Genomic DNA, 24,184 nt, shown 5'->3' with positions numbered 1-24,184 from the left:
GAGCCTCTTTCCGGGGCGGAGGCCGCACCCACCGCCCGCCGTGACGCGCCGGGCGTGCCGGAGCCCGAGGAGTGCCGAAGGAATGATGCCAGTGCCCAGGCCACACGCCCGGTTCGAGGGCCGTTACATGCCCGCCGTGGCGGGATCCGGATGCGGGAGCGCCGCATGAGCGCACAGCCGACCGACACCGCGCCCGCCGCGCAGGGCGAGCTGCCCGCGCACTTCGAGGGCCTCATCGCCGCGGGGCAGACCATCGAGCCCCGCGACTGGATGCCCGACGGCTACCGCCGGATGATGGTCCGTCAGATCGCGCAGCACGCCCACTCCGAGATCATCGGCATGCAGCCGGAAGGCGCCTGGCTCACCCGGGCTCCCTCCCTGTACCGCAAGTCGGTTCTCATCGCCAAGGTCCAGGACGAGGCCGGGCACGGCATGTACCTCTACTCCGCCGCCGAGACACTGGGCGTGGACCGGGCCGACCTGCTCGACGCCCTGCACCGGGGGCAGCAGCGGGCCTCGGCGACGTTCAACCACCCCGCGCTGACGTGGGCGGACACCGGTGCCATCGCCTGGCTGACGGACGGCGCCGCGGTCATCAACCAGGCGCCCCTGTGCCGCACGTCCTACGGGCCGTACGCCCGGGCGATGCGCCGCGTCTGCCAGGAGGAGGCCTTCCACGTGCGGCAGGGGTACGACATGTTGCGCGCCCTGTGCGAAGGCACACCGGAGCAGGAGGCGATGGCCCAGGACGCGGTGAACCGCTGGTGGCTGCCGGCCGTGGCGCTGATGTTCGGCCCGCCCGACACCGGTGCGGGCGTCGACGCCCGCACCGCGGCCCTCGGCGCCGCGGTCTCCCGCCGCGCCATGGCCTGGGGCATCAAACGCCACACCAACGACGAACTGCGCCAGCGCTTCGTCGACAGTTGCGTCCCCCAGGCCGAACGCCTCGGACTCACCCTCCCGGACCCGGCGATCCGCTGGAACGAGGAACGCGGCCACTACGACTTCACTCCGGTCGACTGGGACGTCTACCGAGCCGCGCTCGGCGACGACACGCACTGGTCCCGGCAGCGCGTCGCGCACCGGCGCGCGGCGCACGAGGACGGCGCCTGGGTGCGGGAGGCGTCCGCCGCGTACGCCGCGCGCTTCGGCGCCGACGGGCCTCCCACGGACCCGGGCACGGTGCCGCGGACGGTCCCGGACGCGGACGCGGCCGCGCGGGACCGGGTGGGTGAGCGCGTATGAGCCCGCAGCGGGAGGGCGCTCCGGCGTCCTGGGAGGTCTTCCTCAGGCCGCGCCGGGGCCTGGCCCACCAGCACGTGGGGTCCGTGCGCGCCGCCGACGCCGACACGGCCCTGCTGCGCGCCCGGGACCTGTACACCAGGCGCGGCGACCCGCTGTCGCTGTGGGTGGTCCGATCCGACACCGTGCACGCGGCCTCCCCGGACGAACGCGACCCGTTCTTCGCGGGCGCCCGGCACAAGCCCTACCGGTACCCGGAGCAGTTCGCGCCACTGACCGAGAAAGGCACTGAAGGTGACCACTTCGACTGACCCCGCCGCGGTCGCGGACACCGGCCGCGTCGACGCCTACCTCGCCGTGCACCTGCTGCGCCTCGGCGATGACGCGCTCGTCCTCGGACAGCGGCTGTGCCAGTGGATCACGCGGGCACCGGCCATCGAGGAGGACATGGCCCTGTCCAACATCACTCTCGACCTGATCGGCCACGCCCGCACGCTGCTCACCCTCAGCGGTCGCGTCGACGCGACCGGACGCACCGAGGACGAGTTCGCCTTCACCCGCTCCGACCGCGAGTTCACCAACGCCCTGCTGACCGAACTGCCCAACGGGGACTTCGCGGTCACCGTCGCCCGGCAGCTCGCGTACACCCACTACGCGGTCCTGTACTACGAGGCCCTGGCCGGTTGCGCGGATCCCCGGCCGGCAGGTTTCGGTGAACGGGCCGTCAGGGAGGTGGCCTTCCACCGGATGCACGCCGACACCTGGACGCTGCGGCTGGGACTGGGCACCCCGGAGAGCTCCCGCCGTATGCAGCGGGGCCTGGAACGAGTATGGCCCTACACCGCCGAGTTGTTCGACGAGGACGACGTCCTCCGTCACCTCGTGGCGGCGGGCACGGTCCCCTCGCCGGCCCCGCTGCACCCGGAGTGGGAGCGGCGTGTGGGTGAGGTCGTGACCCGTGCGGGGCTGACCGTGCCGACTCCTGGCTGGCAGGCCCGCGGTGGACGCACGGGCCTGCACACCGAGGAGTTCGGGCCGCTGATCGCCGAACTGCAGTCGGTGCACCGCCAGTTCCCGGGAGGCCGCTGGTGAACGGTCGCACCCCCTCGCCGACGCGACGGGTACCGCTCAGGACGGCAGCCCCGGCGCCCCGGCCCGTCACGGCCCTGCGCCCCGCCCGTGCGGCCGCGGAGGTCCGGGCCCTGGTGGAGGCGCTGCCCGATCCGGAACTGCCGATGATCGGCCTCGGCGACCTCGGCGTGATCCGCTCTGTCGCCCCGGCCGCCGACGGAGTACTCGAGGTGGAGATCACCCCGACCTACCTGGGCTGCCCGGCACTGCCCGCCATCGTCGCCGCGATCCGCGACGTCCTCGCCGCGAGCGGTCACCCGGAGGGGCGTGTGCGGCAGGTGATGTCCCCGCCCTGGACGCCCGATCGCATCACGGAGGCCGGCGGGGAGAAGCTCGCCGCCCACGGCATCGCCCCGCCCGTACCCGGACCGGCCGACGGCCCGGTCGCCGTCGGACTGGCCCGGGTGCCCTGCCCGCACTGCGGCTCCCGCGCGACCCGGCCGCACAGCCCTTTCGGGCCGGCCCGCTGTCAGTCGGTACTGCGGTGCACGGCCTGCCAGGAACTCTTCCCCTACCTGGGCGCGGTGTGAGGCGGGCCATGAACACCACGGATCCGTCCCGGACGACCGGCGCTGCTCGGGGCGCGGCCGCCGACACCGCGACCACCACCCCGGCCGCCACCACCCCGGCCGCCACACCCCCGACCGCCCCCGGCCCCGAACCCCTCGCCCGGCCCCGTCCCGCAGGCCGACGTACCGGCTGGCACCGCCTCGTGGCCGCCGAAGTCCGGCACGTCTCCGGAGACGCGGTCGCGGTCACCCTGGAGGTGCCCGAGCCCTTGCGCGCGGTCTTCGCCCACCGGCCCGGCGAGCACGTCGTCGTCCGGCACCGCCGCGACGGCACGGAACTGCGCCGCAGTTACTCGGTGTGCCCCCCGCCCGACGACCCGGCCGCGCTGCGCTTGGTCGTCGGGAGCGGCGCTCCCGACGGCTTCGGCGCCCACGCCACCACCGCCCTGGCGGCGGGCGACGTCCTCGAACTCTCCCCGCCCATGGGGACCTTCGCCCTGCCCCGGCAGCCCGGCGGCCATCACGTCCTGATCGCGGGCGGCTCCGGCATCACTCCCCTCGCCACCATGGCCGCCGCCGCGCTGCGTGAGGACCCCGCCTGCCGTGTCTCCCTGATCCACTCGGTCCCGACGTCCGCCGACGCCCTGCTCGCCGACGAACTGGCCGCACTGAAGGACGCGTTCGTCGACCGCCTCACCGTCCTGTACGTCCTCACCCGGGAGGAACACGGCAGCGGTGTACCGGGCGGGCGGATCGACGAGGTGAAACTCCCGCGCCTGCTCACCGCGGTAGGAGCCAGCCCCGGCCCCGACACGGCGTTCGCCCTGTGCGGCCCGGGTGGCCTGGTCACCGCGATGCGCCGGGCGCTGACGGCGTGGGGCGCCGACCCGGCCCTGATCCGCTCGGAATCCTTCACCCCCGCCGACACCCCCCGGCAGAGCGCCCCGCCCCGCCCGGCGACCGCCCCGCACCGGACCCGTGTCACCGCCCTGCTCGGCGGCCGCCGCCGCCTCGCGACCGCCGGACCCGAGGACACCACCCTCCTCGACGCACTGCTGCACACCCAGCCCGACGTGCCCTACGCCTGCCGTGAAGGCGTGTGCGGCAGCTGCCGGGCCCGAGTGGTGTCCGGCAGGGTGGCGGCAGGCCCCCAGCACGCCCTGGACGCCGGGGAACTCGCCGCGGGCTACACGCTTGTATGCCGGGCCCGGCCGCTCGGCACCGACCTCACCCTCGACTTCGACGCCTGATCCGGCGCGAGCCCGCTGCGCCGCGAAGCCGGCCCCCACTCACCCGAAGGAGAAGACGTTGACCACCACCTTGCGGCACGAGGGCAAGACCGCCCTGGTCACCGGAGGAAGCCGCGGCATCGGGCGGACCATCAGCCGCCGCCTGGGCCACGAAGGCGCCCTCGTGGCCGTCCACTACGGCCACGACCAAACGGCAGCCGAGCGCACGGTCAAGGAGATCGAGGCCGACGGCGGCCGGGCCTTCCCCGTCCACGCCGAACTCGGCGTGGACGGCGCCGCCGACACGCTCTGGGAGGCCTACGACCGGGCCTTGGCCGAGCAGGACGCGGCACCCGGCGTGGACATCCTCGTCAACAACGCCGGCATCACCCTCCCGCGCCGGATCGCGGACGTCACCGAGGCGGACTACGACCGTGTGTTCGCCGTCAACACCAAGGGCCCCTTCTTCATCGTCCAGCGCGGACTGGACCGGCTGCGCGACGGCGGCAGGATCGTGAACGTCTCCTCGGTCGCCACCCGCGTCGCCTTCCCCCCGATCGTCGCCTACGCCATGACCAAAGCCGCCCTGGACTACCTCACCCTGGCCCTCGCGCAGGAGCTCGGCCCCCGGGGCATCACGGTGAACAGCGTCGCGCCCGGCTACACCGAGACGGAGATCAACCCCACGCTGAGCATCCCGGAGATCCGCCAGAAATATTCGGACGCCTCCGTCTTCGGCCGGCTCGGCACCCCCGCGGACATCGCCGACGTGGTGTCGTTCGTGGTGAGCGACGAGGCCCGCTGGGTGACCGGCCAGTGGATCGACGCCTCCGGCGGCGTCCACCTCGGCGTATGAGACAGCCGCTCGCGGCCCCGCACCGCACGACCGGTGGCCCCCGCCCCGGGAGCACGGCCGCACGGCCGTGCTCCCGGCCGACGGCAGCACCAGGAGATGCCATGACCGACAGCACGTCCGCCGCCCCGCCTGCCGTGGACGACCCCGACCCGCTGACCCAGCCCTTCCCGGGTGCGAGCCCTTACGACACCTACGTGCACGCGTCCGTCCTCAACACACTGCAGCACCCCCTCACCGAGGCCCCGGACGAGATGGGCTTCCTGGTCACCACCCAGGTGATGGAGTTGTGGTTCACCCTGATCGTCCACGAGTGGCGCACCGCCAGGACGGCCTTCGCCAAGGACGAGCTGGACGAGGCAATGGACGCCCTGGTGCGCAGCCGCCGCGCCCTGAACGCCCTCAACGCCGCCTGGGCGCCGATCGCCGCCCTGACACCCGGCCAGTTCAACGGCTTCCGGGCCGCGTTCGGCAGGGCGTCCGGCTTCCAGTCGGTGATGTACCGGCACATGGAGTTCCTGCTGGGCGACAAGTCCACCGGGATGCTCCGCCTCCACCAGGGCGCCGCCGCTCACGAGGCACTCGCCGAGACCTACCGTGAACCGTCCCTCTACGACGAGGTGCTGTGCTTCCTGCACCGGCGGGGACTGCCGGTCCCCGAGCACGTCCGGGACCGGGACGTCACCCGCCCGCACACCTCGGACCCGGACGTGGTCGAGGCGTGGCGGCAGGTCTACGCGGGCCCACCGCGCCACCCTCTGCTCGCCCTCGGCGAACTGCTCACCGACATAGCCGAACTCATCGCGCGCTGGCGCTTCGACCACGCGATGGTTGTACGCCGTGCCATGGGCGCCAAGAGCGGCAGCGCCGGCTCCACCGGGCTCGCCTGGCTGGAACAGCGCGCGGTCCGCCCGGTCTTCCCCGAACTGTGGGAGGTGCGCGGTGGCGTCTAGGACCATCTCCGCCTTCGCGGCCGAGGAGGAGAAGCGGGTGCTTGGCCTGAAGCCGGTCCTGGCACCGGCACACGGCCGCTATGGGGACCACCCCCACCAAGTCTACGACGCCTGGCCCGCCGAGGACCCCGGTGCCCCACTGGTGATTCTGCTGCACGGCGGCTACTGGCGCTACGACCGCATGCACCTGACACCCTTCGCGGCCTACCTCTGCCGGCAGGGCTTCGACGTCCTGCTGCCCGGCTTCCGCCGCTCCGGCGGCGCCGGCGGCTACCCGGAGACGTTCGACGACGTCGCGCGGATCGTGGACACCCTGCCGAAAGGGCGGCCGTACGTCCTGGCGGGGCACTGCTCGGGCGGCCATCTCGCCCTGTGGTGCGCGGCCCGTGGCCTGCTGCCGCCCGGCTCGCGCTGGCACACCCGCACCCTGCCGACCGCTGTGCTGGCCCTCGCCCCGATCACGGACCTGGCCGCCACCCGCCGAGACGACCTCAGCAACAGCGCCGCCCTGCAACTCCTCGGCGGTGAGGACGTGTTCGAGGAGCGACTGCCCTCGGTCGACCCCCTCACCCTGCTGCGCGGCGCGAGCACGACCGGGGTCCCCACCGTGCTGCTGCACGGAGCCGCCGACGAAGAGGTCCCACTCACCCAGTTCGCCGACTACGCGTCCGCGCACCGCGATCTGAAGACCGTCGTGCTGCCCGGTACGGGCCACTACACGCTCATCGAACCGGGCGCGCCCGGCGCCCGCGCGGTCGCCGACACCCTGGGGGAGATGTCGGCCGCGTTCGGCGAACGACGCCCGGACAACGACAGCCGAGAGGCCCCGCGGACATGACGACCACTCCCACCGCACTCGACGAACAGGCCGCGCGATTGGACGCCGACGACGTCCTGGCCCCTCTCCGTGACCGCTTCCTGCTCCCGGACGGGGTCGTCTACCTCGACGGAAACTCCCTGGGTGCCCTGCCCGCAGCCGTTCCCCAGGCCCTCAGCGACGTAGTGACCCGGCAGTGGGGGACCGACCTGATCCGCTCCTGGGAGAGCAACGGCTGGTGGACCGCACCCCTGCGGGTGGGCGACACCGTCGGCCGCCTGCTCGGTGCCGCACCCGGGCAGACGGTGGCGGGGGACTCCACCAGCGTGCAGCTGTTCACCGCGCTCAGCGCCGCCACGGCACTGCGCCCCGACCGGACACTGCTGGTCACCGACCCCGGCCATTTCCCCACCGACCGGTACCTGGCCCAGGCTGTGGCCGGCCGCCAGGGCCTGGAAGCACGGTGGGTACCTCCGACCGACCTGGCGTCGTTCCTCGCCTCCGAGGGCGACCGCGTCGCCGTGGTCAGCTACTCGCCAGTCGACTTCCGCACGGGGGAGCTGCACGACATGCGGGCGCTCACCGAGGTGGCGCACCGTGCCGGCGCGCTGGTGGTGTGGGACCTGTGCCATGCCGCCGGTACCCTTCCCCTGCACCTCGACGCCCTGGGCGTGGACTTCGCCGTCGGCTGCGGCTACAAGTTCCTCAACGGCGGCCCGGGCGCCCCCGCCTACCTCTACGTGGCCCGACGCCACCACAAGGCGCTCGAAACCCCCCTGCCCGGCTGGACCGGCCACGCCGACCCCTTCGGTATGGGCCGTGACTACACGCCCGCGCCGGGCGTGGCCCGCGCCCGCATCGGCACGCCGCCCGTCCTGTCCCTGCTGGCGCTTGAGGCCGCGCTCACCGTCTTCGACGACGTCGACCTGGCCCAGGTGCGCGCCAAGAGCCTGTCTCTCACCGGCTTCCTCCTGGACTGCGTCACGGAACTCCTCGCCCCTTTGGGCTTCGAGTCCGTCACTCCCGCCGACCCCGCACGCCGCGGCAGTCATGTCGCCCTGCGTCACCCTCACGCCCGCGGCCTGACCCGGGCACTGGAGGACCACGGCGTGATCATCGACATGCGGGCCCCGGATCTCCTGCGCTTCGGCGTGAACGCCCTCCACACCACCCACCGGGAGCTGCTCACCGCCGTCCACCGCCTGCGCACCGTCGTCGAGCAGGCCGCCTACGAGGAGGTGCCGACCTGACGGCGGGAAGTCCGGGTCGGGCATTCGGGAGTGCGCGGCCTCGGCGGCTTGGGCGCCGTCCAGGACGATCGGCGCGCCGTCGAAGAGGACGGGAAAGCGGTGAGGGGGCTCCGTCGAAGAGGACGGCGGTGTCCACCGGGACGAGGCGCCCGACGATCTCCTTGACCGCGTCGGGGGAGGTGTCGTCGCCGCGGACGTGGACGGTGGGCGGGCCGCCGCCGGTCAGGACGAATTCTATGACTTGGCCGGTGAACGGCTCCGTCTCCTCACGCGTTCCGGGGCCGTGCATGGCGGGCCCGGCGGTCACGGTGACCGTGCCGCCGGGGCGGTCCAGTTCGACGGCCTCCCAACCGGCCAAGCCCGTGGCCTTCTCGTGCTGATCGTCCCCATCGGGGCGGCGGGGAGCGGCAAGAGCACTTGGGCCGGCACCTGGCCCCGCACGCAACAAGTCCTGGAGTTCGATCAGTTCCGGGTGATGATCTCGGACAACCTCAGCCGGCAGGGCACCCCTGGCGATGCCGCCAACGTCCTCAAGCTGATCCCGGAGCGCCGGATGGCCCGCAAGCTCAACACGGTCATCGACGCGACTTCCCTGATGGTTCAGCGGGTTCAAGGACTCGCCGGGGGCGTGAACGAGTGGGCGGATGCGAACTGCCCAGGCAGTGGGGTCAGCGGTGATCCCACCACCAGGAGATGCTCGGGTAGGGCAGGGGACTGGTGTCGTCGGTGGACAGCGAGGGTGCCCAGAAGGCGGGCGTCCGGATGACCTGGTCCAGCCGCGGAAGTCGGACCGGCAGGGGGTTGTATCGCCGCGCGCACAGGGTGGCCTCGGTGTTGGCGATGACGAACTGGCCCAGCCTTTCGACGAGGTAGCGCAGTGAGGGAGTGGCGGCGGAGGTCAGGAGCCGCTCGCGCAGCTGGAGGAACAGGAGCATCAGGCGGTCACGGATCTCGACGGTCAGGGCGACGGCCCGGTCGAAGGAGGCCCCGCGGCTGGTCCGCAGAACGTCCACGAAGTTGGTGCTGGGTTGTCCCTCGGCCTTTTCCTTGTGGAAGGAGGTGACGTCGTTCTCCAGGGCGCACACCAGTGTCACGCATTCGATGAGGGCTTGGACCGTCGGGGAGTCCCATTCCTCGTCCGGGGTGGGCCCGGGTCCGCACATGTCGATGAGGACGGCGTAGACGGGACCGCCGAAGTCCTGAAAGCGGGAGAAGAGGTACTCGTCCTCACCGGGTCGGTCGAGGTGCAGCTTGTGCACGGCACTGGTGAGCAGGCGCCTGAAACCGGTGGCGAGCCGGATGGTGTGTGCGGGTGCGCAGGCGGTGCGAAGTTGTTCCATGGCGTCGTGTCCAGCCCGGACGAGGAGGTGGTCGTCCGCGGTCACCCGGTAGCCCGGGGACTCCAGGACGCGCATGACGCGGCACATCAGGCGGAAGAGGTCGCCGGGGCGACTGCGGGCGTCGGCGTGGTCCAGGACGTCGTCGTCGAGAACGAGAGCCCACTCCGTGATACAGCCGATACCGCGCAGCACGGCGGGAGGGGTCTGCGGAGTGGAGAACCTGCCCAGGCACCAGGCCAGGACGCTGCCGCAGTTGCCGGAGTCGGGCCGGTCCTCCAGGAAGCCGTACGACTCCTTCCACGTGGTCACTTCGGCGGCGACACCCGACGGGACGTGGGACACCTCCGGCATCGGCAGAGGGTAGTGGAAGCGCGGCGCCGGACGTGGTCCGGTCGCGGGTGCGGACAGGTCCGCCTGGGAGGTGTCACTGCTCATCCATGTTCCTTCGCCGAGGGGCCGGTTGACGAGCATGCGCCACCAGGGCCGGACCGACTGGAGAAAGAAGGAACATCATCCGATCGGGTGGTTCTCTGTACTGCCGTCGGTGTGTGGGTCCGAGGCCCACGGCGTCCGCGTCGGAGGACAGTGCCGTCGCCGGGCCTGCGGTTCGCGGGGCGGGCGAGGAATCGCCGGGGCGGTGCGGCCCGGCCGCGCCGGCGCGGCCGGGCAGGGCGCCGCGGGTGCGGTGGTGGAAGGCGAGGAGGGCAAGGAGCGCGGTGGCAGCGAACCGGAGTAGCTGGAGCCCGAACCGGGAGGTTGCGGGGCTGGTGGAGAAGCCCGCCGTGGTGGCCGCCTGGACCGTGCCGTAGGTGGGGAGCAGCCGCAGTAGTCGGCTGTCGGCCCCCGAGCTTACGACGTTGTGAACGAAATCCGCTGGGGTGCCTTGATCGAGGCCCGACGCTTCTGGTGCCCGCGCAACGTCTATGCTGGGGGCGGTGGTGGTGCACCGAGGCCCGGTGGCTACTCTCGTCTCTCCGTCGATCTGGAGTAAAGGGAAGCAGGCTGTGCGCAACGCCGCCGTGACGCCCGAGGGCGGCCAGATCCGCTGGGTTGAGCTGCCGGGACAGGAGCCGTCCCGCGTCTACGTCCATGGTCTGGGCGCCACGTCGCCGGCCTACTTTGCGGAGGTTGCGGTTCATCCTCTGCTCGCCGGACGTCGCTCGCTGCTGATCGACTTGCTCGGACACGGCATCAGCGACCGGCCGACGGACTTCGACTACACCCTGGAATCCCACGCCGATGCCCTCGCTGCGGCTCTGACCAGTGCGGGTGTCACGGACGCCGAGCTGATCGCGCACAGCATGGGTGGCTCGGTGGCCATCGTCCTGGCCGCCCGGCACCCCCAGCTGGTCTCCCGCTTGGTCCTGATCGACGCCAACCTTGACCCGATCCCGCCCGCACCCGGCTCCGCGGGCAGCAGCGGCATCGCCGCGTACTCCGAGGAGGAGTTCCTGGCGAGCGGCTGGGAAGCGATCCGAGACCGGGCTGGTTCCCACTGGTGGTCCACGATGCGCCTGGCAGGCCGGGAAGCCCTGCATCGCAGCGCGGTCAACCTCACCCGCGGCACCGCTCCCACCATGCGCGAGCATCTGCTGGACCTGAAAATCCCCCGTACCTACCTGCTGCCCGAGGCCGACGGCCCGCTCCCGGGCACCGATGCGCTCATCGAAGCGGGGGTGGCCGTGGTCTCGGTCCCGGACTGCGGGCACAACATCATGCTGGACAACCCGGAAGGCTTCGCCCGCGCCACCGCGGCGGCGCTCTCGGACCACGACCAGCAATACAGAGCTCAGGCGGCCCGTAACGCGGAGAGAGCCGCACGAGTTCCTCATGTGTGATGACGAAGGAATGGGCCCGTGCGGCCTTGTCCCATCCTGCCTTCACCGGCATCTCCCGTGCACATCTCGGCGGTTTGATCGAGGAGCCGGCCGGGCCGTGGACCGCGCGCTGTGAGTCCGCACCGCACGAGCGGCGCGGAGGCAACCGCAGGCAGCGGCCTGGTGCCGGACCGAAGCACGACCTCGTCTTCACCGACCGGGTGTTGGTCACCCTGGTCCACCTGCGTCATCAGCTCCCGCACGCCGCCCTCGCGGAGCTCTACGGCCTGGAGCGGTCCACCATCACCAGGGCGATCGGCGAGATCCGTCCGCTGCTGGCCGCGCGGGGTTTCGCCGTCCCCGACCGGCCGGGGCTTCGGCTGCATACGCTGGCCGATGTCTTCGCCTATGCCGCAGCCGAAGGGATCACGCTCCGCATCGACAGCACCGAGACCCAGGTCCGCCGCCCCAGGGCCCACCGGCCCGGCCGCTGTGCGTTCGTCTCCGGCAAGAAGAAGCAGAACACCATGAAGACCACCACCATCAGCGACGCACAGGGTCGCACCCTGTGGTCCGGGGCCGACCGGCCCGGAAGAATGCACGACCAGACCGCGATGCGCACCGAGGGCATCGCCGAACAGCTCCGCCTCCACCCGGACGTGAGAGCCGAGGTCGACGATGGCTACCGGGGCCTGGCCAACGAGTTCCCCGACCAGATCTCGACCCCGCCGAAGAAGCCGAAGAACTTGGAGGACGTGGCGCTGACCGAGCGGTACGGATGGCGTGAGATGCGCCGCCGCCAATCCTCCCGCCGGATCTGCGTGGAGCACGCCAACGCCGAGCACAAGCAGTGGCGCCCCTTGCAGTGGTTCCTCGGACGTCGCGAGCACTACTCGGCCACCCACCGCGCCATCGCCGGCCTGGTCTCCGACCGCGCCGCCCAACGTGCCACTCACCGTAAGCCGAGCACCGCACTCGTGCCCGTCACCCCGACGATCCGCTGAATCACCCACCACCCGAATCCCAGACCAGCACGCCCCCAACTCATTCGCTCACAGCCTCGTTAGGACGGGGTTTTGCAGGGCTACGTCTACGACGCTTGTCATCACCATGGCGAACATTGCCTCGACCCCGCGGTGAAGGAGGGAGCCGAAGACGACGCCGAGGACACCGTAGGTCATGGCCGCGCAGAAGAGGGCGGCGGCGAGGATCAGCGGCTGCTTGGGCATCCACGCGGTGCAGGTGGCCGCCGTGGCGTAGGCGGAGATGAGCGCCGGTGAGGCGGTCCTCGCCAGGACGAGGTGGGGGCGGGGGAAGCCCGGCCGTGGCCAGACACCACAGTTCGTCGAGACGCCGAGTGTCGTAGGCCAGGTGGGAGACGGCGAGGACGGAGCGCCCAGCGTCACTCAGCCGGGTGGCCAGCTCCCAGAAGCGTTGGTGGGTGCCCCGGTCGAAACCCTGGTACGGCACGTCCAGCAGCAGGACCTGGGGATCATGTATCAGGGCGAGTGTGGGGTTGATTTTCTGCCGCGTGCCACCGCTCAGTAGCCCGGAGGGCGCGTCGGCGTAGGACCACAGCCGCAGTTCCCCCATGATCCCTTCGGCATGGCGCAGGTCCGGCAGGCCGAACGCAATCCGGAAGAACTCCAGGTGCTGACGCGCGGTGAGTGCGTCGTCGAGCACCGCTTCCTGCGGGCAGTACCCGAAACGCCCCCGGTGACGGACCGAGCCCCCATAGGGGCGCAGCTCGCCGGCCAGGATTTTCAGCAGGGTCGTCTTCCCGGCACCGTTCTCACCGACGACCCCGGCCAGGACACCGGGGGGCGAGGTCCAGATCGACACCGCGCAGAACCGCGCGCTCCTGGTAGCCGTGATACGGACTCTGGACTTCCATCGCGTCCCCGTCATCCGGTTCCCACCTGCTCAAACGGACATCGGATGATCGGGACACGCCGTGTCAGCCTCCTTGTCGGCACGCCACTCCATCAGCACCGCGGAGCTGACCAAGAAGGCGTACGCCGGTGACGTTGCCCTGTACCTGAGCTGGTGCCGGCGGATCGGGCGGGTCCGGCCGCGGCCCTGCGTGCCTCGAGGGCGACGACCGCTGACGCAGTCGCCCTCGAGGCACGCAAGCCGCCCAGGCCGAGACCGAACCCGGCCTGACGGGCCAGCGGTTGCTGGGAAAACCGGCGGCGAACGTGACGTCCCTGCACGAGTGGAAGCTGTCCCGTCTTCCGCCGAACACCAGACCGCTGCCTTCGGTGACCCTCTATGACCAGTTGCTCCGACATCGTCGCGTCAGCGGCGGTGACCACCGAGAGCCGAAGCATGTCCGGCTCAGGGGCCATGCCGATGACCGAGCGGACCCGCGAGGCGAGCGGGACGGCCAGCTGACCCGTGCCGCACCCGAGGTCGAGCACCAGATCGTCGGTGGTCAGCGGGAAGGCTGCTTGCAGCGCATCGAGTGCCTGAGGGGGACAACCACGCCGGAACTTCGGGTAGTAGTCGGCAACACCACCGCTGAACCCCACAGCCATGGCGTCCACCTTGCCCAAGCGCTGGCCGGGGAGACAGGTTCTCGACGGGCAGATCGCTACCGGCTGAAATCAGGAGCGACCCCCGGGGATCGCCGACACAGCCGATATCTCTGGGCTCCAGGCGCCGTCAAAAGGCCGGCGTGCCGTCTGCCCGGTCCGCGCAGTGGGCGTCTCGAAGTCACGCCCCGCGTAACCTCCTCCTGTGCCAGCCTCCCGCCTGCATCGCGTCGCCGTCCTCGTGCTCGAGGGTGCGAAGCCGCTCGATGTCGGCATTCCTGCGCAGGTTTTCACGACCCGCGCGAGTATGCCGTACGAGGTGCGGGTGTGCGGGGCGACACCCGGTCTCGTGACCGGCGGCGATGGCCTCGCGTACTACGTCGCCCACGGCCTCGACACGCTTGCGTGGGCCGACGTCGTCTTCGTCCCCGGCTACCGGTTCCCGGACCGCGACGACCCGCCGCAGGCCGTCGTCGACGCACTGATCGCCGCCCACGACCGGGGCGCGCGGCTCGCCGCCATCTCGACGGGTGCCTTCGCGCTCGCCGCCACGGGCCTGCTCGACGGCAGGCGCGCCACGACGCACTGGCACTACACGCGGGCACTCGTGGCCGGGTATCCGCTCGTCCAGGTCGACGAGAACGTGCTGTTCGTCGACGAGGGCAGCGTGCTCACCTCGGCCGGTGCCGCCTCCGGCATCGACCTGTGCCTGCACATCCTGCGCGGCGACCTCGGAGTGGCCGCGTCCAACCACGCGGCCCGGCGTCTGGTGGCCGCCCCCTACCGCAGCGGTGGCCAGGCCCAGTACGTGCCGCGCAGCGTCCCCGAGCCGCTCGGCGAGCGGTTCGCGGCCACCCGCGAGTGGGCGCTGCACCGGCTCGGCGAGCCCTTCACCCTCGACATGCTGGCGCGGCAGGCGGGGGTTTCGCCGCGCACGTTCTCCCGGCGCTTTGTCGAGGAGACCGGCTACACGCCGATGCAGTGGGTGATGCGAGCCCGCATCGACCTGGCCCGCGAACTGCTCGAGCGCTCGCAGCGCAGCGTCGAACAGATCGCCGCCGACGTCGGGCTCGGCACCGGCGCGAACCTGCGCCTGCACTTCCGGCGCATCCTCGGCACCACACCGGGCGAGTACCGGCGCACCTTCACCCGGGGCGAGTGACCCGCCCGGCGCCGCGTGGCGGGATCCTTTTGAACCATGGCGATCCCGCCGCTGCCAGCGGCGCGAGCCACGGGCGAGCCTGGTGGCGAAGGGAAGGGACATCACTCATGACTCGCATCGCCATCAACGGATTCGGCCGCATCGGACGCAATGTGCTGCGCGCATTGCTGGAGCGCGACAGCGCCCTCGAGATCGTCGCCGTCAACGACCTGACGGAGCCCGCCACTCTCGCCCGGCTGCTCGCCTACGACAGCACGGCCGGCCGGCTCGGGCGTCCGGTGGCCGTCGACGGGGACGTCCTCGTCGTTGACGGCCGTCGGATCACGGTGCTGGCCGAGCGCGAACCGGCGCAGCTGCCGTGGGCCGAACTCGGCGTCGACATCGTCCTGGAAGCCACCGGCCGCTTCACCTCGGCCAAGGCCGCCCGGGCCCACCTCGACGCGGGCGCGAGGAAGGTACTCGTCAGCGCGCCGTCGGACGGCGCCGACGTCACGCTCGCGTTCGGGGTCAACACCGATGCCTACGACCCGGTCGTGCACACGATCGTCTCGAACGCCTCCTGCACCACCAACGCGCTCGCGCCGCTGGCCGCGGTTCTCGACGAACTCGCCGGTATCGAGCACGGGTTCATGACGACGGTGCACGCCTACACGCAGGAGCAGAACCTGCAGGACGGTCCGCACCGCGACGCCCGTCGTGCCCGGGCCGCCGGTGTCAACATCGTGCCGACCACGACCGGCGCCGCCAAGGCGATCGGCCTGGTGCTGCCGAATCTCGACGGCAAGCTGTCGGGCGACTCGATCCGTGTACCGGTGCCGGTGGGCTCGATCGTCGAACTCAACACGGCCGTCTCCCGGGACGTGACACGCGACGACGTGCTGGCGGCGTACCGCGCCGCGGCGCAGGGGCCGCTCGCCGGCATCCTCGAGTACTCGGACGATCCGCTCGTGTCGTCCGACATCACGGGCAACCCCGCCTCGTCGATCTTTGACTCGGCCCTCACCCGCGTCGACGGCCGCCACGTCAAGGTGGTCGCGTGGTACGACAACGAGTGGGGCTTCTCGAACCGCGTGATCGACACGCTCGAGTTCCTCGCCACCCGCTGACCGGACGCCGGGGTGGTGCCCCGCCCCCGGCGACCGCGCCGGCACTTCCTTCGGGCGCTCCGGTTGACCAGTCGGGTCAACCGGAGCGCCCAGTCACAGAAGTGGTTCCGCCCGGCCTCCGGAGGGCGCGGGAGCGCCACAGCCGGTCAAGGGGCTCTTCGAGCGTCGCCCCGCGATGGCCTACGGCCACCCCTCACGGTCCGCGGCACCCTCGAATCCGGCGGCTGTCGGACGAACCCGCCCTCCTGGTCATGCCCACAACCAAGTGGGGGCGAAGAGCGGGGCTGGGGATTTTTCAAGGAGCCCCAACAGGTGTGGGCCCGGGGGAACCAGAATGCCCGCTGCGCCGCGTCCGGGTCGCCCAGGTGCCGGGCGAGATGCTGCGCCAGGGCGTGCTGGGGCGTAGCTGGTGCACTTGGTCATCGACCTTGCCCGTGGCCTGGTGTTGCTCAGCTGTATCGGGTGGCGTCTCCAGCATCACGGGGAAACTTCACCCTGCTCGTTCCGACGAACCTCGAAGTCAACCGCTGACGGATGTGAGGCCGCGCCGTCTGGACGCTGAAAGTCACCCAGCGAGGGTGAGTGAACGAAGGCAAGCGTCCAACATGCGGATCAACTCACCAACCCGTCCGCCGCCACTCGGTGCCGCCGGGAAGCGTTTGAGCACGTCAACGACGACTGGTGTCGCACGATGCACCGTCTGCTCAAGGTTTTCGGCACCAACGCTCCGGTCGTCGCCGGCGACGAGTTCGGCTGCTCTGGCCGCGTAAGCGCCGGCTCCGAGAATGTGCCTGACCTGGGTGGCCTTGGCCAGCGGATGCAGGTAGGCGGCGCCTGCCGCGGACATCGCTGCCCACGCTGCCTCGCGGGCAGCCGCAGTGTCCGCGCTCTTGGCCGCTTTGAGGGCCGCCGACGCTGTGTCGCGCAAAGATTTCCCGCGTTCGCCGCCCCGAGCGAACTCCCATGCGGCACTGACAGCGTCTCGAGGGCGCGAGTCGTCCGGCTGATCGGCCTCGAATATCTCGAGCACCGCCTCCGCACACGCCGCGGCGAACGCGGCGACCTCACGAAGATCCTGCTTGCTCAGAACGATCTCGCTTGCGTCCCCTGCCATGTTTCCATCTTCCACGATCGCGCTGGACAGCCGCGGTAGGGGCGGCTCCGGGCCGCCACGCCGACTCGCTCCCGAGCAGACCGGATCACCGAACTGCTGAACCATCTGGTCCAGGGTCAGCTCGGTGCAGTAGGCCGGGCCCATGGGCTGCTGGCGCCAGGAGTCGGCGAGCACACCGGCGTCGAAGGGGTCGAAGCCGGTGTCGTCCACGAGCTGCATGGCCACCCGCCGCGCCTCCTCGGAGTCACCCGCGACGGGAATGGCGATGCGGCCCGGGGTGCCCGCAGGAACGCCCTTGGTCCGCTGGGTCTCGGCCAGGACGGCGTTCCACGCCTTGACCACCGGCCGGCCCAGTGCTTCGGCGTTGCGCACGCTCTCCACCTGCCCGTTGTCCACCGCCCCGATGCGACCGCCCAGGTGCGGGTAGTAGTTGGTGGTGTCGATGACCACCGTCTCGTCGGGGACCGAGGTGAACGGTTCGGCCAGTTCCGGGACCCGGTCGAAGGGGATGGACAGAATGATCACATCCCGGTCCCGCACGGCGTCGTCCAGGGCAGTGGCGCGGGCGCCGGACTCCAGCACGTCGGCCGGGACGGCCTCGGTACCCCGGGCGCCGGCCACCTGCACGTCGTGACCGGCCGCGGCGAGCTTGCGGGCCAGGTTGCCTCCGATGGCCCCAGCGCCAATAACAGTGATTTTCATAGTCGTGACGCCGGCCGTAAGCGGGGCCGGCAGCAAGGGCCGTCAGGCCATGAAGCTCTCCCTCGTCGAACTGGCCACCGTCGCTCCCGGCAGCGACAGGCCGCAGGCGCGAGTGGCGAGACCGCGTCTGGTGAGGGGGGCTGTGACCAGCTTGGCGGGTGCCCGATGCTGGGAAACGATCTACGACCAAGTGGGAAGCGGCCTTCAAAGCCGACCCCGTCGACACGCCCTACGGCCCGGCGACACCCATGCCCGCATTGCCAGTGACGAGGCCGGACCGGCCTCGAACCGGGTCGGCCCGGAAGGCTGAAATCGATGGTGGGCAATGCTCACCCGCCTTCGCGCAGTACTTGCCCCGCCGCCATCTTCTGTCGCTCTCCTCGATGTCCAGCCACAACGGAGCATCACTCAGCACGGAAGTTGAGCCAGAACCGCTAGGGATGAACGAAGCCACGCATACGACGCGCGGTACACCGGCCGGGTGACGCCGGTGTCCCCCGGATGCCGGAGTGCCTCGTGTGAGCGGGGGAGCGACGGGGCATCATCCTGCATGCGCATCGTGGTCACCGGGGCGACCGGGAACATCGGCTCTGTCATCGTGCAACGCCTGCGTGCCGAGGGCACGCACGACCTCGTAGGTCTGGCTCGACGGCTGCCCGAGGGCCCCGACAGCCGTGGTGTCGACTGGCGCTCGGTGGACCTCAGCACCGAGGCCTGCCGCGACGCGCTCGTAGAGGCGTTCACCGATGCGGACGCGGTCGTCCACCTGGCGTGGGGCTTCCAGCCGTCCCACGACCTCGCCTACCTCGCCCGGCTTGGCGTCGGCGGCACCCGCCACGTGCTCCGGGCCGTCACCGAGACCGGTGTCCCGCACCTGGTCCACATGTCCTCGGTGGGCGCCTACTCACCGAAGAAGGACGACTGTCCGGTCGACGAGTCCTGGCCCACCGGGGGCGTGCGCAGTTCGCGGTACAGCCGACACAAGTCGGCGGCCGAGCGCCTCCTCGACGGGCACGAGGCCTCCGGCGCCGGCACACTCGTCACCCGCCTGCGGCCGGGGATCGTCGGGCAGCGCGCCGCAGGCAGCGCCCTCCTCCGCTACGGCGTGCCCGCCCTCGTGCCCCCCAAGGTGCTCGACCTGCTGCCGGTCCTGCCGATGGACCGGAGGCTGACCATTCCGATGGTCCACACCGACGACGTCGCCGAGGCGATCGTCGCGGTGCTCCACCGGCGCGCGGGCGGTCCGTTCAACCTCGCCGCCGACACGCCCGTGACCGCGGCGGTCATCGCGGACGCGCTCGGCGCCAGGCTGGTGCACGTTCCCTCCGCAGTGGTCCGCGCCGTCATGTCGGCCGCCTGGCACGCGCACCTGCAACAGGTCGACGCCGGGTGGCTCGATATGGGCTTCGCGCTCCCGACGCTGGACACGACCCGCGCGCGCACGGAACTCAACTGGGCCCCGACCAAGGACGGCCCGCGGGTGTTTGCCGAGGTGATCGAGGGCATGCGGGAGGCCGCGTCCGGCCAAACACCCGTGCTGCGCCCACGTACCGTCCTCGGCGCGCTCGGCGACGCGATCCGTCGCGGGCCGGTCGCTGTGCGGCGGCGCCCGTGACCGCCGGCGCGGCCCCGACGCGCTCTGGGCCGCAGCCCGTGCTCGCGCTGCTCGCCGCCGCCCACGGCGGGCCGGCTCTGACGGTCGGCGTCATCGCGGGTCTGCTCGCGCTCCGCAGTGACCTGCGCCCGCTCGACGCCGCCGTCCTCACGGGGGCGGTACTCACCGGCCAGCTCACGATCGGTTGGGGCAACGACCTGTGCGACCTTTCTCGCGACCGCGCCGTCGGCCGAACCGACAAGCCGTTGGTCACCGGAGCCCTCCCGGTCGCCTGGGCGGTGCGCGCACTGGCCGCGGCCGGACTCGCCTGCCTCGTGCTTTCCGCGATCGTCGGCTGGCGCAGCGCGCTGGTCAACGTCGTCCTCGGCGCCGGCGCGGGCCACGTCTACAATCTCGGCCTCAAGGCGACCCCGTGGTCCTGGGTACCGTACGCCAGCGCCTTCGGGACGCTGCCCTCGGTCGTTACCCTCGCCGGCCCCGCCCAGGCCTGGGCGCCGTTGTGGATGACCGGCGCCGGGGCCGCACTCGGTGTCGGGGCGCACCTGCTCAACACGCTGCCCGACCTCGCCGACGACGAACGCACCGGCGTCCGCGGCCTGCCGCACCGGATCGGTGAACACCCCTCGCGCGTCCTGGCCGTCGTGCTGCTGTCCGCCGCCTCACTGCTGGCCGTGCTCGGTCCCGCCGGGCCTCCTCCGGCATGGGAATGGGCGGCCCTCGTGCTGGTGGTGGTCCTCGCGGTGCTCACGCTGGTCGCCCGGGGACGCGTCCCCTTCCGGGCCGCGCTGGCCGTCGCCCTGCTCGACGTCGTGTTGCTCGTGGCGGCCGGTTGATGGCGCCGGCACCCACCCACTGGGACCTTGCGGTGGTCGGCGCCGGACCGGCCGGTGCCGCCACCGCCCTGGGCGCGTTGCGCGCCGACCCGGATCTGCGCGTCGCCCTCCTGGACCGGGCGGACTTCCCGCGGGACAAGGCCTGCGGCGACGGGGTGGCCCCGCACGTCCTCGACCTTCTCGCCAAGGTCGGCGTCACCGGTCTCGTCGACGACCGGGTCCCGGTCGACCGCCTCCGCCTAGGCCGTGGCGGCCTGGTCGTCGAGCGGCGGATGGCCCGCCCGGTGTGGGTGGTACCGCGCCGGACCCTCGATGCCCGACTGGTCGACGCGGCCGTCGCCGCCGGCGCCCGACTCCTCCGGCACCGCGTCCGCGACCTGCGGCAGCACACCGACGCGGTGGTCCTGGACGGGGAGGTCTCCGCCGCGGTCGTGGTCGGCGCCGACGGCGCCCACTCGGTCGTCCGACGCGCGCTCGGCCGGCCCCGCGGTCCGGTGGCCCTGGCGCTGCGCGGCTACGCCCCGGTCGGACCCGGGCGGCGCGGCGCGCAGGTCATCGAGTTCGGCACCCGGCACCAGCCGTCGTACGCCTGGTCCTTCGACCGTGGTGACGGCCTTGCGAACGTCGGGTACGGCGAGTTCCTCCACGAGGGCCGTCCGGCGCCGCCCCGTGCCCAACTGCTCGCGCGCCTCGAGGCGCTCCTGCCCGGCGCCACCGAGAGCGGGCGACACTGGGTCGGGCACCACCTGCCGCTCTCGACGGCGCGCTGGCGCCTTCCGGCCGGCCGCGTACTGCTCGTGGGCGACGCCGCCTGCCTGGTGAACCCGCTGACCGGGGAGGGCATCCACTACGCCGTGGCCACCGGCATCACGGCCGGCCGCGCCGCCGCCGCGGCACTGCGTGACGGACGGCCCGAGGGGGCGGGGGAGCGGTACGCCCGCGCCACCCGCCGGATCCTGCTGCCCCACCTGCGCCACACCGCCCTGGCCGCCCGGCTCGCCCGCAGCACGCGCGTCATCGAGGCCGGGCTGCGGGCCTCGGCCGCCGACCAGCGCGTCTTCGACGACCTCGTCGAACTCGGTCTCGCCCGGGGCCGGTTCACCCCCACCGTCGCGCTCGGCCTCGGCCGGGCGTTCCTCGCACCCGTCCGTCCGGCCGGCCGGCCTCAGGAGCCAGCATGAGCATGCGCGTCCTCAGCGTCCGCGGCGTCCTGCCCGAGCACTGCCACCGGCAGGAGGAGATCACCGAGTCCTTCACCACCACGCTGGTCGAAGGCACGCTCTACCGCGGCGTCGTCGAGCGGTTCCACCGCAACGCGTGCGTCGAGACCCGGCACATCGTGCTCCCGCTGGAGGAGTACGCCAGGCTCGGGGACTTCGGCCGGTCGAACGACGTCTTCATCCGGGCCGGTGTCGAGCTCGGCGGGCGCGCGGTCGTCGACGCGCTCAAGGGCGCCGGCCTCACGCCGGCCGACGTCGACTACATCGTGTCGTGCACGGTGACCGGTCTGGCCGTCCCCACGCTCGAGGCACGCGTCGCGGCGCAGATCGGGCTCCGCCCCGACGTGGTGCGCCTGCCCCTCGTCGGCCTCGGCTGCGTCGCCGGCGCGGCCGGCATCGCACGCCTGCACGACCTTCTGCGCGGTCGCCCGGACGGAGTCGCGGTGCTGATGTCGGTCGAGCTGTGCTCACTCACGCTTCAGCGCGAGGACACCTCGGTCGCCAACCTCGTGGCGAGCGGCCTGTTCGGGGACGGTGCCGCGGCGGTGGTCGCCGTCGGTCCCGAGCATCCACTCGCGCGGTCCGACGACCCCGCCCGCCCCGAGGTGCTCGCCTCGCGCAGCCGCCTGTACCCCGACTCGGAGCGCACGATGGGCTGGGACGTCGGGCCCGGTGGGTTCAGGATCGTGCTCGACTCCTCGATTCCAGACCTGGTGCGCCGGTACGTCGGCGACGACGTCCGCGGCTTTCTCGCCGACCACGAGCTGACCGACGGCGACCTCGGCTGGTACGTCGCGCACCCCGGCGGTCCCAAGGTCATCGAGGCCCTGCAGGAAGCGCTCGGGATCGAGCGGGACGCCCTGGCCGTGACCTGGGACTCGCTGCGCCGGATCGGCAACCTGTCCTCCTCCTCGGTGCTGCACGTCCTGGCGGACACGCTCGCCGACCGCCCGCCCCGGCCCGGCTCCCACGGGCTCATGCTCGCCATGGGCCCGGGCTTCTGCTCCGAACTCGTCCTCCTGCGCGCCCCGGGGGAGGAGGGATGAACGGTCAGGTCCTGTTCACCGTCCTGGTCCTGGCCGTCGGTCTGGAGCGGGTCGCCGAGTTGGCCGTGTCCCACCGCAACGCCGGCTGGAGTCTTGCGCGGGGCGGCGTGGAGTCCGGGCGGGACCACTACCCGTTCATGGTGGTGCTGCACACGGGCCTGCTCGTCGGCGCGCTCGTGGAGGTGTGGGTGCGACGACCGGACGCCGTACCGGTCCTCGCCTGGACCATGCTCGCCCTCGTCGCAGCCTCGCAGGCGCTGCGCTGGTGGTGCATCGCCACCCTGGGCCGACAGTGGAACACCCGGGTGATCGTCGTGCCCGGTGCTGCGCGCGTGACCGGCGGCCCCTACCGCCGGCTCCCGCACCCGAACTACGTCGCCGTCGTCGTCGAAGGGTTCGCGCTCCCGCTGGTGCACTCGGCCTGGTTCACGGCGGTCGTCTTCACCGTGCTGAACGGGTTCCTGCTCGCCACCCGCATCCGCACCGAGGACGCCGCCCTGGCGCGGCTGGACTGAGGGGACGCACATGGACCTGCTCGTCGTCGGCGGGGGACCCGCGGGTCTCGCCACGGCCCTGCACGCGGCCCGGGCGGGGCTCGAGGCGACCGTCTGGGAACAGCGCGCCGGCACCATCGACAAGGCGTGCGGCGAGGGGCTGATGCCGGGTGCCGTCGCCGGTCTGGCAGCACTCGGCGTCCACCCGCCGGGCTACGACCTGCGGGGCATCCGGTACGTGGCCGGGGCGCGCCGGGCCGACGCCGACTTCCGAGCGGGACCGGGCCGAGGAGTGCGTCGCACTGTGCTGCACGCGGCGCTGCGCGAGGTGGTGCTGGCCGCGGGCGTGCGGGTCGAACAGCGCGCCGTGCGCCGTGTCGAGCAGGACGAGGACGGTGTGGTGGTCGACGGCACCCGTGCCCGCCACCTCGTCGCGGCCGACGGCCTGCACTCGCCGATCCGCCGGGCCCTGGGGCTGCACCGGCCGCATCGGGCCCACCGGCGGCACGGGCTGCGGCGCCACTACGTGCTCACCCCCTGGAGCGACCACGTCGAGGTGTACTGGGCCCGTGACGCGGAGGCCTACGTGACCCCGGTGTCCGACGACCTCGTGGGCGTCGCGGTGCTCACCGCCGACCGGGGGCCGTACGACGACCACCTCGCCGCCTTCCCCGAGTTGCAGGAGCGGCTGGCAGGAGCCGGTACCGCCACACCGGCGCGCGGGGCGGGCCCGCTCCGCCAGGACGCGAGCGCGCGCACCGCCGGCCGGGTGCTGCTCGTCGGTGATGCGGCCGGCTACGTCGACGCGTTGACCGGCGAGGGCATCGCGCTGGCGCTCGCGCAGGCGTCGGCGGCGGTGCGGGCAGTCATCAGCGGCGACCCGGCGGCCTACGAACGGGAGTGGCGGAGACTCACCCGGCGCTACCGCTGGCTGACCCACGCGCTGCTCGGTGCGACGAGGGTGCCCCCGCTCCGTGCGGCGCTGGTGCCCGCGGCGCAGCGGCTGCCGTGGTTGTTCTCCGCGACCGTCGACGCGCTGGCGCGTCCACCGGGGACGTGATCCGGCGGGCTTTGGGCACTGTCGGTCACGGCGGCCGGCGGCCTCGATCCGGTTCGCGGTCCTCGTGTCGGTCGCGGGGTGGGCAGGGTGTGCGTGTGCGGCCGACCGGCCGCCATCCGCACCAGGCACACCCCGGATCCACGGCCCTCGCGTCGTC

Annotated in this window: 23 protein-coding genes and 2 pseudogenes; 20 read left to right on the top strand and 5 right to left on the bottom strand. The window is 72.3% G+C overall.

From position 1 onward, the window contains the following. Positions 1–165 precede the first annotated feature (165 nt). From paaA to ACWZEH_RS00495, 10 genes are all read left to right on the top strand, one after another. Entirely contained in the window at positions 166–1,245 is a 1,080-nt protein-coding gene (paaA, locus tag ACWZEH_RS00540) for a 1,2-phenylacetyl-CoA epoxidase subunit PaaA (protein ID WP_456194975.1), read from the top strand. Beyond that, a complete protein-coding gene (paaB, locus tag ACWZEH_RS00535) occupies positions 1,242–1,553 on the top strand; it encodes a 1,2-phenylacetyl-CoA epoxidase subunit PaaB (protein ID WP_456194974.1) in 312 nt (103 codons plus the stop codon). The genes paaA and paaB overlap by 4 nt, the downstream gene beginning before the upstream one ends. Then, on the top strand, positions 1,537–2,334 hold the full coding sequence (gene paaC, locus ACWZEH_RS00530) for a 1,2-phenylacetyl-CoA epoxidase subunit PaaC (RefSeq protein WP_456194973.1): 798 nt from the start codon (positions 1,537–1,539) through the stop codon (positions 2,332–2,334). Before paaB ends, paaC begins: the two co-directional genes overlap by 17 nt. Beyond that, positions 2,331–2,903, top strand: coding sequence for a 1,2-phenylacetyl-CoA epoxidase subunit PaaD (gene paaD / locus ACWZEH_RS00525; protein WP_456194972.1), 573 nt, complete (start codon positions 2,331–2,333; stop codon positions 2,901–2,903). The genes paaC and paaD overlap by 4 nt, the downstream gene beginning before the upstream one ends. Before the next feature lie 8 nt (positions 2,904–2,911). Next, positions 2,912–4,132 (top strand): 2Fe-2S iron-sulfur cluster-binding protein, encoded by a 1,221-nt coding sequence (locus tag ACWZEH_RS00520; RefSeq protein WP_456194971.1) that lies wholly within the window; start codon positions 2,912–2,914, stop codon positions 4,130–4,132. Positions 4,133–4,190: 58 nt separating this feature from the next. Then, entirely contained in the window at positions 4,191–4,967 is a 777-nt protein-coding gene (locus ACWZEH_RS00515) for an SDR family oxidoreductase (protein WP_456194970.1), read from the top strand. Positions 4,968–5,068: 101 nt separating this feature from the next. Then, positions 5,069–5,917, top strand: coding sequence for a tryptophan 2,3-dioxygenase (locus tag ACWZEH_RS00510; protein ID WP_456194969.1), 849 nt, complete (start codon positions 5,069–5,071; stop codon positions 5,915–5,917). Then, on the top strand, positions 5,907–6,755 hold the full coding sequence (locus tag ACWZEH_RS00505) for an alpha/beta hydrolase family protein (RefSeq protein WP_456194968.1): 849 nt from the start codon (positions 5,907–5,909) through the stop codon (positions 6,753–6,755). Before ACWZEH_RS00510 ends, ACWZEH_RS00505 begins: the two co-directional genes overlap by 11 nt. Beyond that, complete coding sequence (gene kynU, locus ACWZEH_RS00500) at positions 6,752–7,984, top strand: kynureninase (protein WP_456194967.1); 1,233 nt, start codon at positions 6,752–6,754, stop codon at positions 7,982–7,984. The genes ACWZEH_RS00505 and kynU overlap by 4 nt, the downstream gene beginning before the upstream one ends. 196 nt (positions 7,985–8,180) lie before the next feature. Then, positions 8,181–8,750, top strand: coding sequence for an AAA family ATPase (locus ACWZEH_RS00495; RefSeq protein WP_456194966.1), 570 nt, complete (start codon positions 8,181–8,183; stop codon positions 8,748–8,750). Here the strand turns inward: ACWZEH_RS00495 and ACWZEH_RS00490 are convergent. Continuing rightward, the gene (locus ACWZEH_RS00490; RefSeq protein ID WP_456194965.1) at positions 8,653–9,759 is read right to left on the bottom strand and encodes a terpene synthase family protein; all 1,107 of its coding nucleotides are present in this window, start codon (positions 9,757–9,759) and stop codon (positions 8,653–8,655) included. The two genes, ACWZEH_RS00495 and ACWZEH_RS00490, sit on opposite strands and share 98 nt — an antisense overlap. A gap of 569 nt (positions 9,760–10,328) precedes the next feature. On the opposite strand from ACWZEH_RS00490, the gene ACWZEH_RS00485 reads away from it, so the two are divergent. Continuing rightward, positions 10,329–11,162, top strand: a complete 834-nt coding sequence (locus tag ACWZEH_RS00485) for an alpha/beta fold hydrolase (protein WP_456194964.1) — start codon at positions 10,329–10,331, stop codon at positions 11,160–11,162. Beyond that, a complete protein-coding gene (locus ACWZEH_RS00480; RefSeq protein WP_456194963.1) occupies positions 11,162–12,145 on the top strand; it encodes a transposase family protein in 984 nt (327 codons plus the stop codon). The genes ACWZEH_RS00485 and ACWZEH_RS00480 overlap by 1 nt, the downstream gene beginning before the upstream one ends. A gap of 63 nt (positions 12,146–12,208) precedes the next feature. On the opposite strand, the pseudogene ACWZEH_RS00475 reads toward ACWZEH_RS00480, so the two are convergent. The 3 genes and pseudogenes from ACWZEH_RS00475 to ACWZEH_RS00465 form a co-directional block, all read right to left on the bottom strand. Next, positions 12,209–12,460 (bottom strand): annotated as a pseudogene (locus tag ACWZEH_RS00475) (ABC transporter permease); the annotation flags it as partial. 10 nt (positions 12,461–12,470) lie between these two features. Next, positions 12,471–13,035: pseudogene (locus tag ACWZEH_RS00470) on the bottom strand (ATP-binding cassette domain-containing protein); the annotation flags it as partial. 91 nt (positions 13,036–13,126) lie between these two features. Then, a complete protein-coding gene (locus ACWZEH_RS00465; RefSeq protein WP_456199982.1) occupies positions 13,127–13,678 on the bottom strand; it encodes a methyltransferase domain-containing protein in 552 nt (183 codons plus the stop codon). A gap of 202 nt (positions 13,679–13,880) precedes the next feature. On the opposite strand from ACWZEH_RS00465, the gene ACWZEH_RS00460 reads away from it, so the two are divergent. Together ACWZEH_RS00460 and gap are read left to right on the top strand one after the other, a co-directional pair. Then, positions 13,881–14,837: a GlxA family transcriptional regulator gene (locus ACWZEH_RS00460; protein ID WP_456194962.1), complete on the top strand. Its 957-nt coding sequence runs from the start codon at positions 13,881–13,883 to the stop codon at positions 14,835–14,837. A gap of 107 nt (positions 14,838–14,944) precedes the next feature. Next, entirely contained in the window at positions 14,945–15,943 is a 999-nt protein-coding gene (gene gap, locus ACWZEH_RS00455) for a type I glyceraldehyde-3-phosphate dehydrogenase (RefSeq protein WP_456194961.1), read from the top strand. A gap of 565 nt (positions 15,944–16,508) precedes the next feature. Here gap and ACWZEH_RS00450 read toward each other — a convergent pair. Continuing rightward, the gene (locus ACWZEH_RS00450; protein WP_456194960.1) at positions 16,509–17,759 is read right to left on the bottom strand and encodes an NADPH-dependent F420 reductase; all 1,251 of its coding nucleotides are present in this window, start codon (positions 17,757–17,759) and stop codon (positions 16,509–16,511) included. Positions 17,760–18,309: 550 nt separating this feature from the next. Between ACWZEH_RS00450 and ACWZEH_RS00445 the strand changes: the two genes are divergently transcribed. From ACWZEH_RS00445 to ACWZEH_RS00420, 6 genes are read left to right on the top strand one after another with little or no spacing between them, the layout of a single operon-like run. Next, complete coding sequence (locus ACWZEH_RS00445) at positions 18,310–19,374, top strand: NAD-dependent epimerase/dehydratase family protein (protein ID WP_456194959.1); 1,065 nt, start codon at positions 18,310–18,312, stop codon at positions 19,372–19,374. After that, entirely contained in the window at positions 19,371–20,207 is an 837-nt protein-coding gene (locus tag ACWZEH_RS00440) for a UbiA family prenyltransferase (RefSeq protein WP_456194958.1), read from the top strand. The genes ACWZEH_RS00445 and ACWZEH_RS00440 overlap by 4 nt, the downstream gene beginning before the upstream one ends. Next, a complete protein-coding gene (locus ACWZEH_RS00435; RefSeq protein WP_456194957.1) occupies positions 20,207–21,388 on the top strand; it encodes an NAD(P)/FAD-dependent oxidoreductase in 1,182 nt (393 codons plus the stop codon). Before ACWZEH_RS00440 ends, ACWZEH_RS00435 begins: the two co-directional genes overlap by 1 nt. Beyond that, positions 21,385–22,473, top strand: coding sequence for a type III polyketide synthase (locus ACWZEH_RS00430; protein WP_456194956.1), 1,089 nt, complete (start codon positions 21,385–21,387; stop codon positions 22,471–22,473). The genes ACWZEH_RS00435 and ACWZEH_RS00430 overlap by 4 nt, the downstream gene beginning before the upstream one ends. Then, complete coding sequence (locus tag ACWZEH_RS00425; RefSeq protein WP_456194955.1) at positions 22,470–22,988, top strand: isoprenylcysteine carboxyl methyltransferase family protein; 519 nt, start codon at positions 22,470–22,472, stop codon at positions 22,986–22,988. Before ACWZEH_RS00430 ends, ACWZEH_RS00425 begins: the two co-directional genes overlap by 4 nt. A gap of 10 nt (positions 22,989–22,998) precedes the next feature. Next, on the top strand, positions 22,999–24,027 hold the full coding sequence (locus tag ACWZEH_RS00420; protein WP_456194954.1) for an NAD(P)/FAD-dependent oxidoreductase: 1,029 nt from the start codon (positions 22,999–23,001) through the stop codon (positions 24,025–24,027). Positions 24,028–24,184: the final 157 nt, after the last annotated feature.

This window comes from Streptomyces yamdrokensis (assembly GCF_053890455.1).
The sequence above is the reverse complement of the archived record's forward strand: the minus strand, read 5'-3'. Positions and strand labels throughout refer to the sequence as shown.

What these genes read in the sequence shown, in the direction of transcription:
- ACWZEH_RS00445 (WP_456194959.1), top strand. Translation starts at nt 18,310, where the DNA reads ATGCGCATCGTGGTCACCGGGGCGACCGGGAACATCGGCTCTGTCATC.
- ACWZEH_RS00465 (WP_456199982.1), bottom strand. Translation starts at nt 13,678, where the DNA reads ATGGCTGTGGGGTTCAGCGGTGGTGTTGCCGACTACTACCCGAAGTTC.
- ACWZEH_RS00425 (WP_456194955.1), top strand. Translation starts at nt 22,470, where the DNA reads ATGAACGGTCAGGTCCTGTTCACCGTCCTGGTCCTGGCCGTCGGTCTG.
- ACWZEH_RS00490 (WP_456194965.1), bottom strand. Translation starts at nt 9,759, where the DNA reads ATGAGCAGTGACACCTCCCAGGCGGACCTGTCCGCACCCGCGACCGGA.
- gap (WP_456194961.1), top strand. Translation starts at nt 14,945, where the DNA reads ATGACTCGCATCGCCATCAACGGATTCGGCCGCATCGGACGCAATGTG.
- ACWZEH_RS00420 (WP_456194954.1), top strand. Translation starts at nt 22,999, where the DNA reads ATGGACCTGCTCGTCGTCGGCGGGGGACCCGCGGGTCTCGCCACGGCC.
- ACWZEH_RS00430 (WP_456194956.1), top strand. Translation starts at nt 21,385, where the DNA reads ATGAGCATGCGCGTCCTCAGCGTCCGCGGCGTCCTGCCCGAGCACTGC.
- paaB (WP_456194974.1), top strand. Translation starts at nt 1,242, where the DNA reads ATGAGCCCGCAGCGGGAGGGCGCTCCGGCGTCCTGGGAGGTCTTCCTC.
- ACWZEH_RS00450 (WP_456194960.1), bottom strand. Translation starts at nt 17,759, where the DNA reads ATGAAAATCACTGTTATTGGCGCTGGGGCCATCGGAGGCAACCTGGCC.
- kynU (WP_456194967.1), top strand. Translation starts at nt 6,752, where the DNA reads ATGACGACCACTCCCACCGCACTCGACGAACAGGCCGCGCGATTGGAC.
- ACWZEH_RS00435 (WP_456194957.1), top strand. Translation starts at nt 20,207, where the DNA reads ATGGCGCCGGCACCCACCCACTGGGACCTTGCGGTGGTCGGCGCCGGA.
- ACWZEH_RS00520 (WP_456194971.1), top strand. Translation starts at nt 2,912, where the DNA reads ATGAACACCACGGATCCGTCCCGGACGACCGGCGCTGCTCGGGGCGCG.
- paaA (WP_456194975.1), top strand. Translation starts at nt 166, where the DNA reads ATGAGCGCACAGCCGACCGACACCGCGCCCGCCGCGCAGGGCGAGCTG.
- ACWZEH_RS00480 (WP_456194963.1), top strand. Translation starts at nt 11,162, where the DNA reads ATGACGAAGGAATGGGCCCGTGCGGCCTTGTCCCATCCTGCCTTCACC.
- ACWZEH_RS00510 (WP_456194969.1), top strand. Translation starts at nt 5,069, where the DNA reads ATGACCGACAGCACGTCCGCCGCCCCGCCTGCCGTGGACGACCCCGAC.